The sequence below is a fragment of the Aerococcaceae bacterium zg-252 genome (assembly GCA_016237705.1).
GTDB classification, from domain to species: domain Bacteria; phylum Bacillota; class Bacilli; order Lactobacillales; family Aerococcaceae; genus Globicatella; species Globicatella yangjingiae.
This window is the reverse complement of the sequence record CP066204.1, coordinates 1,548,348-1,562,556: the sequence shown is the minus strand read 5'-3', so window position 1 is coordinate 1,562,556 and position 14,209 is coordinate 1,548,348. Positions and strand designations below refer to the sequence as shown.

Below are 14,209 nucleotides of genomic sequence, written 5' to 3'. Positions count from 1 at the left end.
ATAGAAATGATGAAAGGGGTGTGGCTATTGAATTACCGAGAGATACCATTAATTGTGATTGGTGGCCCCACAGCTGTGGGAAAAACAGCTTTAAGTATACAGCTGGCGAAACAATTTAATGGTGAGATTATTAATGGGGATAGTCTACAAGTTTACCGAACACTCGATATTGGAACAGGTAAGGCGACTGTTGCTGAACGTGACGGGATTCCACATCATTTATTGGATTTATTTGAGCCACATGAGGTATTTGATGCTAGTCGTTTTAAACAATTAGCGACACAAGCAATTGTCGACATTTACCAACGTGGTAAATTACCGATATTAGTTGGTGGGACGGGCCTATATTTAGAGGGGTTATTGTATGACTTAGAGTTTGGTGGCGATAATAGTCAGCATCAAGCTGTGAAAGCTGAACTGATGCAATTGTCGCAAACAATGGACGAGCAAGCATTTTGGCAATTGCTTAATGAAAAAGACCCTGTTGCAGCTGAAAAAATACCGTATCAAAATCAAAGACGTGTGTTGCGAGCTTTAGAAGTTATTGAAACTACTGGACAATTATTTTCTGCACAAGACCGACATCAATTACAAGAGTCAGTGTTCGATGCCAGTATTTTAATATTGGATATGCCACGTGATTTATTATATGAGCGAATTAATCGCCGTGTCGAAATGATGATAGCTGACGGTTTAGAGCAGGAAGTATATCAATTGTATCAACGTTATCAAGGTGAATTAATCAATGGAGCAAAAGGGATTGGTTATAAGGAATGGTGGCCGTATTTTGAGGGGACGCTGTCGAAAGAGGCAGTCGTTGCGATGATTCAACAAAATTCTCGCCGTTACGCTAAGCGTCAATTAACATGGTTTCGCAATCGATTCACTGATACCCACTGGTTAGAGTCATTGAATGGTGGCGATGATGCGTTTGAATTGGTACAACAACATTTAAAAAATAATGAAGAAAGGAGAGCAAAGCATGATTGAAACAGAATTACAGCCAGAACGTGTGTTAATAATGGGTGTGCATACTGATCGATATACTGATGAGAAATTTCAAGTATTAATGAAAGAAATGGCGTCCTTAACCGAAACGGTTGGTGGGATACCGGTGAAAATGATGACGCAAAAGTTGAGTCGTCAAGATTCAAAATCATCGGTCGGCAGTGGTAAATTATTGGAAATTAAAGACCAAGTGGTGAAAGAAGATATTGATTTGGTTATCTCGCTCAATGAATTATCGCCCAGTTCAAATCGGTATTTAGAGTCAGAACTTGGTGTGCGAGTGATTGACCGAGTGCAGTTGATTTTAGATATTTTTGCGATGCGTGCGAGAAGTCGTGAAGGTAAGTTGCAAGTGGAACTAGCACAGTACGATTATTTGTTACCACGACTGCATGGACAAGGGAAACATTTATCTCGTCTAGGTGCTGGTATCGGAACGCGTGGGCCTGGTGAAACGAAATTAGAAAGTGACCGTCGCCATATTCGCAGTTTAATGACAACGATTAAAAAGGAACTGGCACAATTATCAGAGCATCGAGAACGAACTCGTTTGCGTCGTCGCAGTGGACGTGAGTTTAATATCGGATTAGTAGGCTATACTAATGCTGGGAAATCGACTTTGTTACGTGAGTTGACCTTGAGTGATACTTATGTGCAAGATCAACTATTTGCGACTTTAGACCCTTTGACACGTCAATTGACGATAAATGGTCATGATGCCTTTACATTGACGGATACGGTAGGATTTATTGAAGAATTGCCGACTTCATTAATTCAAGCATTTAAGTCGACCTTAGAAGAAATGCGTTATGTTGACTTATTATTGCATGTGGTCGATGCGTCAAGCCCAGACCGAATGATGCAAGAACAAACGGTAATGAATTTGATTAAAGAATTGGAAATGGAACATTTACCGATTTTGACCGTTTATAATAAAAAAGATAAGATCGAGGGTTCTTTTGCACCGACCTTGTTTCCGAATGTTTTAGTATCAGCATTGGATAAGGACGGCATTGAACAATTGAAACAAGCGATTTGGCAAGAAATTGTTACGCTTAGTGAATCATTTACAGTAGATATTCAGCCGTATGAGTCAGAATTACTGGCTCTGTATCGTCAAAAAACATTGGTTGAATCGGTTGAATTTGATGAAGAACGACAATTATATGTGTTAAAAGGATTCCGCCGTCAAAGTAATGAAGAAGTATAAGTATAGTGGTATGAAATATAAGGAGTAATAAAATTAATGTTAACAATGAAAGATATTATTGAGGAAGGACACCCAACGCTGCGTCAAGTAGCTGAGCCGGTAGAGTTTCCACTGTCAGATGAATTAAAAGAAACAGCACGTTTGATGCATGAATTTTTAGTTAATAGTCAAGATGATGAAATTGCTGAACAATATGGCTTACGTGCAGGGGTTGGTTTAGCAGCACCCCAAATCAATCTAAGTAAACAAATTTTTGCCGTTCATTTACTTGAATATGATGAAGACGGTAATGAAGTAGGTGTTCTACTGAGTGATGTTATCTTTAATCCTAAAATCACTCGTCATTCAGTGCAAAAAGTGGCTTTGCGTGACGGAGAGGGGTGCCTATCGGTAAATCGTGATGTCCCAGGTTATGTACCCCGTCCAAAACGTATTACTGTAAGTTATCAAGACATCAATGGTGAGCATCATGAATTGCGTTTGCGTGATTATGAAGCGATTGTTGTACAACATGAATTGGATCACTTAAAAGGGATTTTCTTCTATGACCATATCAATGAGCAAAATCCTTTTGAAAAAGGTGACGATTTGCAATTGTTATAATGATAATAGGCAGTCTGGTATTGGACTGTCGGCATTAATTCAAAATAGGAAGAGATGACAGATGAATGATGAAGAAACAGCAAGATGTTTCGGTAGTGAGTCGAAAGAGTAAATATATTATCACTGGTGTTATCGTAGGGGTATGTGCTGGTTTTGTGGTCAGTACGTTTCGCTGGCTGATTACGCAATGGATTGATGTAGTGCTTGATGTTATTCATTTTCTTAATCAACATTGGCATCAACCATGGTGGCTACTACTTTGGGTACTCGTATCGATAGCATTAGCAATAATTTTAGGCTTAATTGTGAAATCAGAACCACATATTAAGGGAAGTGGGATACCACAAGTCGAATTACAATTACAAGGTAAGTTGTCGATGAACTGGTGGCGAATTTTGTGGAAAAAATTTGTCGGTGGGACACTTGCGATTGGTTCAGGATTAATTTTAGGACGTGAAGGGCCGTCAATTCAATTGGGTGCAGCAGTGGGACATGGTGTTGCTGCCACTTTAAAGAGTAATAAGGTACAGGAAAATATTTTAATTTCTGCTGGGGCTGGGGCTGGTTTAGCAGCGGCTTTTAATGCACCGATTGCCGGCTTAATGTTTGTTTTAGAAGAAGTTCATCATAATTTCAGTCGTAATGTGGTACTGACTACCTTAACAGCAGGATTAGTGTCTAATTTTGTGTCGTTACAATTTTTTGGGCTTACCCCGTCGTTAAACTTAGGTAATTATGAGGTTTTTCCTGTTCATTTATATTGGGTTATCGTAATACTCGGTGTGGTGCTAGGGCTTTTAGGTTGGTTATATCAACAAGGTATCTTTGCACTGCCTAAAATTTATGGCACATTATTTCCAAGCGTACCTAAGCACTTTTATAGTGTTATCGGCTTTTTAATTATGATTCCAGTCGGTCTTTACAGCCAAGATTTATTATTTGGTGGTGGCGAGCTGGTACTTGACTTAGTTGAAAAACAACCAGAAATTATATTTTTATTTGGATTATTTAGTTGTCGCTTTATTTTAGCGATGATGTCATACGGTACAGGGTTACCAGGTGGCATCTTTTTGCCGATATTATCATTAGGTGCGATTATAGGTAGTTTATTTGGTGAAATGGCAGTGAGTGTTTTACATGTGCCAGAAGTTTATTATTCAAGTTTTGTTATTTATGCGATGGCAGGGTATTTTGCGGCAATCGGAAAAGCACCTTTGACTTCCTTATTGTTGGTCACTGAAATGGTAGGTGGCTTGAATCAGTTGATGCCATTAGGGGTATGTGTACTGAGTGCGTATTTAACGGCAGAATTTTTGAAAATGGCACCGATTTATGAAGTGCTAGCTGAGAAGATGAGCCATGATGAAGATAGTGAGCATACAGGCAGACGAACTGTTTTTGAAGTCCCAGTTCCAGTCGAAAGTAAATTAGTTGGGCTGATGATTAAAGAAGTAATGTGGCCTAAAGATATTATTATTGCTACTATTCGTCGAGGCGAAAAAGAATTTGTTACTAAAGGGAATTTGCGTATTCAAGCAGGTGATTTACTTATTGTCGTGACAGATGAGGGACATTTAGCTAAAATGCAAGATGCAGTGAATGAGTTAGTGTCAATGGAAGTAGAGTAATGCATTGTGCGAGGACGGTCGTGCTTGTTTGAAAGTACTTAGACACTTTGATGTTAAATGTATTTATGAGATGTGTGCTAATTGGTACGCATCTTTTTTATGTTTAGTGGGGATTAAGTGAAAACGTACTCGTTTTCCGGTGCAAATTTCACATGATTTTTTTGAAAAATACGTTTGAAAAGACTTGACTTTAGAGCTTGTTGACGGTAAGATAATAGACGGTATTGTTTGCCCCACTATGAGCCCCGGAAACTCAATAGTAATTGTCAAACAACTAGATTTATTAATGGAGGAAACAATCGTGCGTCAAACATATATGGCTAAAAAGAACGAAGTTGAACGTAACTGGGTATTAGTAGATGCTACAGATGTGCCTTTAGGTCGTCTCTCTGCTGTCGTTGCTTCAATTTTACGTGGTAAAAACAAACCGACTTTCACACCTCACGTAGATACAGGTGATTTCGTAGTCGTAATCAATGCGGATAAAGTAGCATTAACAGGTAAAAAAGCGTCTGATAAAATTTATCACCGTCACTCAGGTTACCCAGGTGGATTAAAATCTATTTCTGCTGGTGATTTACGTGCTAAAAACTCTCGTAAATTAGTAGAGTTATCTGTAAAAGGTATGTTACCTGATACTCGTTTAGGTCGTAAACAATTTACAAAATTACATGTTTATGCTGGTGCTGAACACAATCATGCTGCTCAACAACCTAAAGCATTAGACATTACTACATTAATTTAAGGAGGGAAAGCAATTGGCTAAAGCACAATATTTAGGTACAGGTCGTCGTAAAAACTCAGTAGCTCGTGTACGCTTAGTGCCAGGAACTGGTGTTATCACAATCAATGGTAAAGCATTAGATGAATACATCCCATTCCCTCACTTACACGAAGTTATGAAACAACCATTTGCTGTAACTGAAACATTAGGTTCATACGATGTATTAGTTAACGCAAACGGTGGTGGATTCTCTGGTCAAGCTGGTGCAATCCGTCACGGTATTGCACGTGCATTATTAACAGTAGATCCTGATTTCCGTCCTGCTTTAAAAGCAGCTGGATTATTAACACGTGACCCTCGTATGGTTGAACGTAAGAAACCAGGTCTTAAGAAAGCTCGTAAAGCTTCTCAATTCTCAAAACGTTAATATCGTTGGTGTATCAACGTTTCAAGCACTCAAGAGTTTACCTCATGGGTGCTTTTTTTGTTGTTTTTTGTAAAAGTTCACCTTAAAATTTACCTTATTGTTTTATAGAATTTAATGCGTATTCTCCAATAGCCATAGGAATAACATTTGAAGTATTGACATAGATTTGTGTTGTTGATGTATCACTATGTGTCAAAGCTTCAGAGATTGCTTCTAAACTCATACCAGCTTGTTTTGCTAAAGTAGCACCAGTATGTCGGAGTTTATGAGGTGTTGCGTGAGTAAGTTCTTTATGTCTTGTTCTTACTGTTTTCATTTTGTTGTTTAAGTAATCAGAATGTAGGGGTTTATTAATATTTTCCTTTGTATCTATAATATGTAAATACAAATTGTTCTGGATTACTGATGATTCCAAATTTAAAAAGTTCTTGTTTTTGTTGTTCTTTCCAGCGTTTGAGTAGTTGAAGTAGGTCGCTTGAAACAGAGAATATTGTTTTTTTATTTCCTTTTGTTGATTTTATTTCTCCATATCTATCCAAAGCTTGAATCAATTGAATTTGCGATTTTTCAAAATCAATATGTTTCCACTGTAAAGCATAGAATTTGGAATACCACAGAAAAGAGAGCGTATCTTTGTTGTGAGCATCTTGGGAACTAATCATTTTAATTTTGGCAAACTCGAAAAAATACAAACAAGGAATATATCTGAATTTCTTGAGAAAGACGCTTCAAATCTTTATGAAGTAAGGCAAGAGTCAATGCTTCGACATATAAGAGGAGATCCTAAGAATAATAATTTTAGAGGAAGACTTAAAGTGATAGATAAGTTTGCCTACACAATTTCCACCAAGCAAGTGCGTATTCCAAATTCAGGAATTATTGATCTAGGTAATGGTAAATATAGATATTTAACAGAGCGAGAATGCTTTAGACTTATGGGTTTTGATGATGAAGACTTTAATAAACTTAAAGCTATATATCCAGGAAGAAAAGGTAAATTATCGTCAATACTGTATAAACAAGCTGGAAATAGCATTGTCGTGAACGTGTTAGAAGCAATATTAAAAGAAATTTTGAAGAACTAGGAGGTAAAAATGAGACCGAATGATTTTTACAACATAATTGAACTTGTAAAAAGAAATGTTTTAGATAGTGAAAGAGAATATCTAAAGCTCTTAAAGGTCATTGGAAATAATCAAAGATATGACTTTTTAGGTCAACTTAGTATCTATGATAAAAATCCTAATGCAACAGCTTGTGCAAGCTTTGATATGTGGAGGGAAAGATTTAATCGAACTGTTATGAGAGGGCAAAAAGGGATACCTATTCTAAATGACAGTAATGCTTTCCAAAAGGTAGGCTATATCTTCGATATTAGTCAGACGGTATCGATGGATAGAAATGTGAATGAAGTGGAACTATGGTCTTTTGATAGAGAGAAGCATGAGAATACATTAAAGGACATGATTGAGCTACAAGGATATGATTCAAGTGATAGCCTATTGGAAAACCTATATTCTCTTAGCAGAATATACGCCGATGAAAGCATATATGAGCTTGCGAATAATCTGAGGATTGCTGATGAAGATAGAAACTCATTTGTAAACTTTATGAGAAATTCTATTAGCTTTGCAATTTCTAATAGATTTAACCTGGATTATCCTATTCCAATGGATAACTTGCAAGAAAATTTTAAGCACCTAGATAGAATTTCTTTAATGAGTGTTGGTAATTGTATTTCCAATGCTTGTGGCAATATTATCGAAGCTACAATGATAAGAACAAGAAATTTATCTGTGGGTAGAGACCTGACAAAGAGTATAGGTGCCGATTATAATAAGCTTAACGAAAATAATAATGAATTAGGAGGTATGGAGAATGCTATTCGATCAAATGACGAAAGAGATGATAATGATGGAAACCGAATTTTCAGGGTTGGAGAATACGGACGAGATAATTTCGATAATCAAGGAGAAGACTTTGAACAAACTGGAGGAAGAGAAGAAATTCATGGAAGAATTTCCGAATCCAATTTACGCAGTGATGAGATTGGACTTTCTAACAGAGAGCAGCGAAGAGAAATACTATCAAATGCTAATAGACCTTTACAAAGAGAAGAGCCTAGTGAAACACTTGATGGAAGTTCAAAAGAGAGCCATAGACTTTATGAGAAAAGAGAAGCCGAAGATGATAGAAGCTTGGAAAATAGAGAGCGAAACGAGTCCAGAATACAAGGCGATGTTCTCAGCTTTGAAAGAGATGACAATCAAGGAAATAGTGGAAGCTTAGAAAATAGCATTGAGAAAACAAACGAGGGAGCAGAAAAAGCTTCCTTTTTCTATTCTAAAGAAGATCCATACAATTTAATGACTGATGAAATGCTTGAACGTGTTCCAAAACTTTATGACCAAGAGCATACTAATCTAGCAGATACTCAGGTTCATGCAGCATATATCATTCCATTTAGAAGCAACTGGACATGGTATATGACGGAGTATGATATGGAAACAGGAGATGCATTTGGTCTTGTTTTAGGAATTGAACCTGAGTGGGGATATTTTAATATTCATGAGCTTGAGGAACTAAATGCTCAAAGACTTATTTTAGAAGATTTCCCAAAGACTTTTAGAGAGCTTAAAGATAGAGAATTAAAAAAGCAGATGGATGAACATGAGCTTCAAATGGTCTTTAATGGGGAACTCAGTTTTGAAGATGATGTAATTTCTAAAGAAGCTAGCAATGAAGTAATAAATGAATTTGAAGAAGAATTAAGTCCTAATTTTGCTGAAGAAGTTGGCTCTATTATGGAAGAATACGAAGTAGAAAGAGATGTTGCAATTAGTAGACTTGCTACAAGTAAGTTAGAAGAAGCACTTCAAGGTACAAACATTGAAATTGGTGATTTTAATTTTGAACAATTAGAGCAGATTATAAGTGCCATAAAGGAGTATGACTTTTATGGAAATGAAATTACTGAGATTGCAGATTCTAAACTTCCTGTATGGAAGATGGAACATTTAAAATGGCTTATTGATGATTGGAACAAAGGCTTGGATGGTGTTACATCAGAAAAGATAAAATATCTGAAAGAGTTAGACATTGAACTTGCTAAGTTTAATGTACTTAAAGGTTATCTTATAAATGATGAAGTAAGCATAAGCCAGATTGAAGAATTTAAGGATAATATTGATTTTGTTACGATGAGCGAGTTTGTTGATAGCCTTAAAGACTACGCATATAACAATCAAAATGAGAAAGTAGCAGTTAAAGTCGGCAATGAATTTATACTTGCAAGTAAACAAGATAGCTTAGGAATTAGCCTTGAAGATACTGGAAGAAAAGTAGAAGTTGATGGAGTGGATTATTCACTTAATCGAGGAGTAGATTTTAAGGAAAGCACAAAGGTTGATACGTTAATTGATATTGGAAAATATGAAGTATATAAGATTGCTGATTATGTTGTAGAAGCTACTCAAGTTGAAGCAAAACAAGAGACACTTTTTGATTACCTTAATACAGAAGAAGATAAAGAAAAATCATTAGACTTATCTATTGGGAAAACTGTCTATATGGATCATGAGGCATATAAGATTGATGATGAAGTGAGCTTTAATGAGATTCTAAAAAAGAATGACTTAAGACTTACTCCTCTAAGAAATGGCAATCATATGATGCCTATAGTAAGTTTTGCAGATGATAAAGAGTTATTAGAAAAGATTAGTTTTGATAGACCTAAGCTACTTGTTGGAGACGAAGTTCACTATAAAGATAAAGACTACACTATAACTCGCTTTGACGAGATGGGCGGTGGTCTTAAGACTGTTACAATAAAGGATAATGTTGAGTATCTTGTAGGAATGATTACGGGTTCAGAAGTTATTCCTTATAGGTTAGAAAATGACTTAGAAAGACTTTTTGGACTTAAGGAAAAGAAACCGGAGAAAGTATCAAATTTCAAAATTACAAAAGATATTTTCCCTGATAAACTTACTCCAAGTGAAAGGTTAAATAATAATCTTGAAGCCATTTCAATGCTTAACAGGATAGAAAAAGGTGAAGGGGATTTAGATATTACAGCACAGGAAACTTTAGCTAAATATGTTGGGTGGGGTGGACTGGCTGATATCTTTGATGAAAGTAAAGGCGGACAATGGAAAGAAGCAAGAGCTTTCTTAAAAGAAAATTTATCATCATCAGAATATGAGGTTGCTAAGGAATCTACCTTAACAGCTTTTTATACGCCTAAAATTGTAATTGATGGAGTATATAGGACGCTTTTAGAAATGGGATTTAAGAGTGGAAATATCTTAGAACCATCGATGGGAGTTGGGAATTTTATCGGTAATCTTCCAGATGAAATGAACAAGTCGAAGTTTTATGGAGTTGAGCTTGATTCTGTTAGTGGTAGAATTGCAAAGTTTCTTTATCCTGAAAGTGATGTGCAAGTTAAAGGGTTTGAAGAGACAAGTTTTTCAAATAACTTTTTTGATGTGGCAATCGGTAATGTTCCGTTTGGTGAATTTAAGGTTAATGATAGGGAATATAATCGTAATAACTTTCTAATTCATGACTATTTCTTTGCTAAATCTATTGATAAGGTGAGAAATGGTGGTGTTATAGCTTTCATTACATCATCTGGAACAATGGATAAGAAAGACGAAAGCATTCGTAAATATATAAATGCAAGAGCAGAGTTTTTAGGTGCAATAAGACTTCCTAACGATACCTTTAAGGGGGTTGCCGGCACAGAAGTAACATCAGATATTATATTCCTGAAGAAAAGAGATAGTGTACTTGAGCGTGATGATGACTGGGTTCATTTAGCAGAAGATGGAAATGGTATTGTATATAATAAATATTTTGTAGACCATCCAGAACAAGTCCTTGGAAACATGAGAGAGGTAAGCGGAAGATTTGGAAAAACTCTTATTTGTGAGCCAATAGCATTTTTACCTTATGAAATAAATATGTCTTCTCTAAAAGATCGTATTGGAGCTGCAGGCGAAAGAATATCAAAAGATGCGAAGTATGAAGAGATAGAATTATTAGATGATGAAGTAACATCAATCCCAGCAACAGATGATGTAAAAAACTTTTCCTACACAATCGTAGATGATGAGGTATATTACAGGGAAAATTCACTTTTTATTAAGAAAGAAGTATCAGACAAAAACAAGGAAAAGATTAAAGATTATCTTGAATTAAATGACGCACTAAAGGATGTAATATATAAGCAAAAAGAAGACTTTAGTGAAGCTGAAATTAAAGAGTCTCAGGGAAAATTAAACGCAGTTTATGACAGTTTTTCTAAGAAACATGGTTTTGTAAATAACTTAAGTAATACCAGAGCCTTAAGAGAAGATAGTAATTTTTCTTTGGTATCTTCTATCGAGATACTTGATGAAGAAGAAAACTTTAAAGCAAAGGGAGATATATTTTCGAAAAGAACCATTACAAAGGCAAAAGTAATAGATCATGTAGATACTTCACTTGAAGCCTTGGTGCTATCCATTTCTCAAAAAGGTTATGTAGATTTTGATTATATGGAAAGTCTTACAGATAAGGATAGGAATACACTTATAGAAAAACTTAGAGGAGAAATCTTTTTAAACATTAGGGAAGAGAATGTTAGTTTTAATAAGAAGCTTTCTTTTGACTTGGAAGATGGTGATTTACCATTTGCTTGTAGTGATGAGACTAACTCCTTTAAGTATACATATGTAACGAAAGAGGAATACTTAAGTGGAAATATTAGAGAAAAAATAGGTATTGTAGATAGTTATATCAACAGGTTACGACAAGCAGAACGAATGCTTCCAGAAGAAAGTGAAAACGAAAGGGAAACACTTGTAAACGAATTAAGCAGACTGGAATATCAAAAAGCAGAACTTCAAAGAGTAATGCCAAAAGAACTTGAAGCCAGTGAAATCAATGTAAGGCTTGGTGCAACTTGGATTCCACCTAAAGATATTGAAAGATTCATATTTGAAACATTAAAGACTCCAGGATATGCAAGATGGGATATTAAAGTTAAATTTTCACATTTAACCAGTGAATGGAATGTTGAGGGTAAGAGCAAAGACAGGGGAAATGACCTCGCAGAAATGACTTATGGTACAAGCAGAGTAAGTGCCTATAAGCTTATTGAAGACGCTCTAACCCTAAAGGAAACAAAGGTATTTGACCAAATTCTCAATCAAGATGGTTCAAAGACTTCGGTACTAAATAAAAAAGAAACTATGCTTGCAGGACAGAAACAAGAACTTATAAAAGAAGAGTTTAAAAACTGGATATTTAACAATCAGGATAGAAGAAATAGACTTGTAAAAGCCTATAATGAAAAATTTAATTCTATTCGTAATCGAGAATACGACGGATCAAATTTAAGCTTTGATGGAATGAGTACAGATATTTCGCTTCGTCCACATCAAAAGAACGCAATTGCAAGAATACTTTATGGTGGTAATAGCTTGCTTACCCATGTAGTGGGAGCCGGCAAGATTTTTGAAATGGTGGCAAGTTCTATGGAAGCAAAGAAACTTGGAATGTGTACTAAGTCATTATTTGTTGTGCCAAATCATCTTACTGGGCAAATTGGTCGTGAATTTATGCAGCTATACCCATCAGCTAATATTATGGTGGCTGATAAGAAAGACTTTGAACCAAAGAATCGAAAGAGATTTATCGGGAAGATTGCAACAGGAGAATATGATGCAGTTATTATTGGTCATAGTCAGTTTGAAAAAATTCCAATGTCTAAGGAATATCAACAAAAGCATATTCAAGACCAGATTGATGAGATTATCAATTATGTAGAAGAGTACAAGCATGACAGAAATCAAAACTTTACAGTAAAAGAGCTTCAAAAGACTAGAAAGAAATTAGAAACAAGACTTGAAAAGTTAAATGATGATTTCAAAAAAGATGATGTTATTACTTTCGAAGAGCTGGGAGTGGATAAGTTGATTGTTGATGAAGCACATAACTATAAGAACCTATATCTTTATACAAAAATGAGAAATGTTGCAGGTATAGGACAATCAGAAGCCTTTAAGTCCTCCGATATGTTTATGAAATGCCGATACATGGATGAAATGACTGGTGGCAAAGGAATTGTTTTTGCGACAGGCACGCCCGTATCAAATTCAATGACAGAGCTTTATACTATGCAAAGATATTTACAGTATGACACTCTGAAAAAGAATGGACTAGAGCATTTTGATAGCTGGGCTTCTACATTTGGAGAAACACAGTCTGCTTTTGAATTATCTCCGGAGGGAACAGGGTACAGGGTAAAAACAAGATTTTCCAAGTTCTATAACTTGCCTGAACTAATGTCAATGTTTAAGGAAGTTGCAGATATTCAGACAGCAGATATGTTAAATCTTCCTACACCTGAAGCACACTATGAAGTGATTAAAACAGAGCCGAGTGAGGAGCAAAAGGAAATCCTAAAGAGCCTTTCTGAAAGAGCTGATGATGTGAGAAATAGGGTTGTAGAGCCTGATGAAGATAATATGCTTAAAATTACCAATGACGGTAAAAAACTTGCCTTAGATCAGCGTTTAATCAATCCTTTGCTTCCTGATAATCCTGACAGCGAGGTAAATGTCTGCGTGAAAAATGTGTTTGCCATTTGGGATAAGACAAAAGAGAACAAATCCACACAGCTTCTATTCTCTGATATGTCCACACCGAAAGGTGATGGAGAGTTTAATATCTATGATGATATTAGAAAAAAACTCATTGCAATGGGAATACCAAAAGAAGAAATCGTCTTTATCCATGAAGCTAACTCAGACAAGCAAAAGGATGAACTCTTTGCAAAGGTAAGAAAGGGAGATGTGAGGATATTACTCGGTTCTACACAGAAAATGGGAGCCGGCACGAATGTTCAAAACAAGCTGATTGCACTTCATGACCTCGATGTCCCTTGGCGTCCTGCAGATTTAGAGCAGCGTGCGGGCAGAATTGTAAGGCAGGGAAATGAGAATAAGGAGGTAAATATCTATCGTTATGTTACAGAGAACACTTTTGATGCATATTTGTGGGTGCGACATGAAGTCGCTTAATTTAACTGTTTGGCATAATGACCAAACCGACTATTCCGTTAGTTGAGCCAAGTATCGACTACATTTAGGTGTGGTAAGCCGATATTAAAGTAGCCCTATTTGAGGTTGAACCGTGAGGGAATACCGAAACTGCCAGCAACAAGGCGGTTAGGGAGCGAGGCTTGATAATATGGCTAACATATGTGAACTACTGATAAATGCCGTTAAAGCGAACAGGCTAAAGTTGCTGACAAGCCTGAACCAAAATGGTGTGTAGTCGGATAATCCTTTCCACAGTGGGATTACACGGACAAGAAGACTGCCGGCAGAGAGGTAGAGCCTAAGTTATCAATGTTAATTAAGTGGAACATGGTAAGCCTGTACTATTGCCAAAAGGCAAGGTAAATCGTAAGAAATGCTGATAATGGTGCAGGTAAAGGATAATGGAAAAAGCGAATGCCATCTTGTAATGAGGTGGATAGGGGTTCAAAATTTGCCCTAACTAGAAAGAGTGCAGACTTCCATTTGGTTTTTAATCACAAGAGAACTTGTAGAATT

At 36.2% G+C, this 14,209-nt stretch carries 7 protein-coding genes and 2 pseudogenes; 8 read left to right on the top strand and 1 reads right to left on the bottom strand.

All coding sequences use genetic code 11. The features are described from left to right. Positions 1-9 precede the first annotated feature (9 nt). The 6 genes from miaA to rpsI all read left to right on the top strand — a co-directional run bounded on the left by miaA (position 10) and on the right by rpsI (position 5,600). Positions 10-990, top strand: a complete 981-nt coding sequence (gene miaA, locus JDW14_07220) for a tRNA (adenosine(37)-N6)-dimethylallyltransferase MiaA (GenBank protein QQD65098.1) — start codon at positions 10-12, stop codon at positions 988-990. Next, the gene (gene hflX, locus JDW14_07215) at positions 983-2,218 is read left to right on the top strand and encodes a GTPase HflX (protein ID QQD65097.1); all 1,236 of its coding nucleotides are present in this window, start codon (positions 983-985) and stop codon (positions 2,216-2,218) included. The genes miaA and hflX overlap by 8 nt, the downstream gene beginning before the upstream one ends. A gap of 36 nt (positions 2,219-2,254) precedes the next feature. Further along, a complete protein-coding gene (locus tag JDW14_07210; protein QQD65096.1) occupies positions 2,255-2,821 on the top strand; it encodes a peptide deformylase in 567 nt (188 codons plus the stop codon). Positions 2,822-2,889: 68 nt separating this feature from the next. After that, positions 2,890-4,449, top strand: coding sequence for a ClC family H(+)/Cl(-) exchange transporter (locus tag JDW14_07205; protein ID QQD66529.1), 1,560 nt, complete (start codon positions 2,890-2,892; stop codon positions 4,447-4,449). Between the two features lie 301 nt (positions 4,450-4,750). Then, positions 4,751-5,194, top strand: a complete 444-nt coding sequence (gene rplM, locus JDW14_07200) for a 50S ribosomal protein L13 (protein QQD65095.1) — start codon at positions 4,751-4,753, stop codon at positions 5,192-5,194. Between the two features lie 13 nt (positions 5,195-5,207). Further along, positions 5,208-5,600, top strand: a complete 393-nt coding sequence (rpsI, locus tag JDW14_07195; GenBank protein ID QQD65094.1) for a 30S ribosomal protein S9 — start codon at positions 5,208-5,210, stop codon at positions 5,598-5,600. A 94-nt stretch (positions 5,601-5,694) separates the two neighbouring features. Here rpsI and JDW14_07190 read toward each other — a convergent pair. Then, positions 5,695-6,091: pseudogene (locus JDW14_07190) on the bottom strand (site-specific integrase). 102 nt (positions 6,092-6,193) lie between these two features. Here JDW14_07190 and JDW14_07185 point away from each other — a divergent pair. Together JDW14_07185 and JDW14_07180 are read left to right on the top strand one after the other, a co-directional pair. Beyond that, positions 6,194-6,685, top strand: a pseudogene (locus JDW14_07185) (DNA cytosine methyltransferase). A 9-nt stretch (positions 6,686-6,694) separates the two neighbouring features. Next, positions 6,695-13,672 (top strand): DNA helicase, encoded by a 6,978-nt coding sequence (locus JDW14_07180; protein ID QQD65093.1) that lies wholly within the window; start codon positions 6,695-6,697, stop codon positions 13,670-13,672. The last annotated feature ends 537 nt before the right edge of the window (positions 13,673-14,209 follow it).

What these genes read in the sequence shown, in the direction of transcription:
- miaA (QQD65098.1), top strand. Translation starts at nt 10, where the DNA reads ATGAAAGGGGTGTGGCTATTGAATTACCGAGAGATACCATTAATTGTG.
- hflX (QQD65097.1), top strand. Translation starts at nt 983, where the DNA reads ATGATTGAAACAGAATTACAGCCAGAACGTGTGTTAATAATGGGTGTG.
- JDW14_07210 (QQD65096.1), top strand. Translation starts at nt 2,255, where the DNA reads ATGTTAACAATGAAAGATATTATTGAGGAAGGACACCCAACGCTGCGT.
- JDW14_07205 (QQD66529.1), top strand. Translation starts at nt 2,890, where the DNA reads ATGAAGAAACAGCAAGATGTTTCGGTAGTGAGTCGAAAGAGTAAATAT.
- JDW14_07180 (QQD65093.1), top strand. Translation starts at nt 6,695, where the DNA reads ATGAGACCGAATGATTTTTACAACATAATTGAACTTGTAAAAAGAAAT.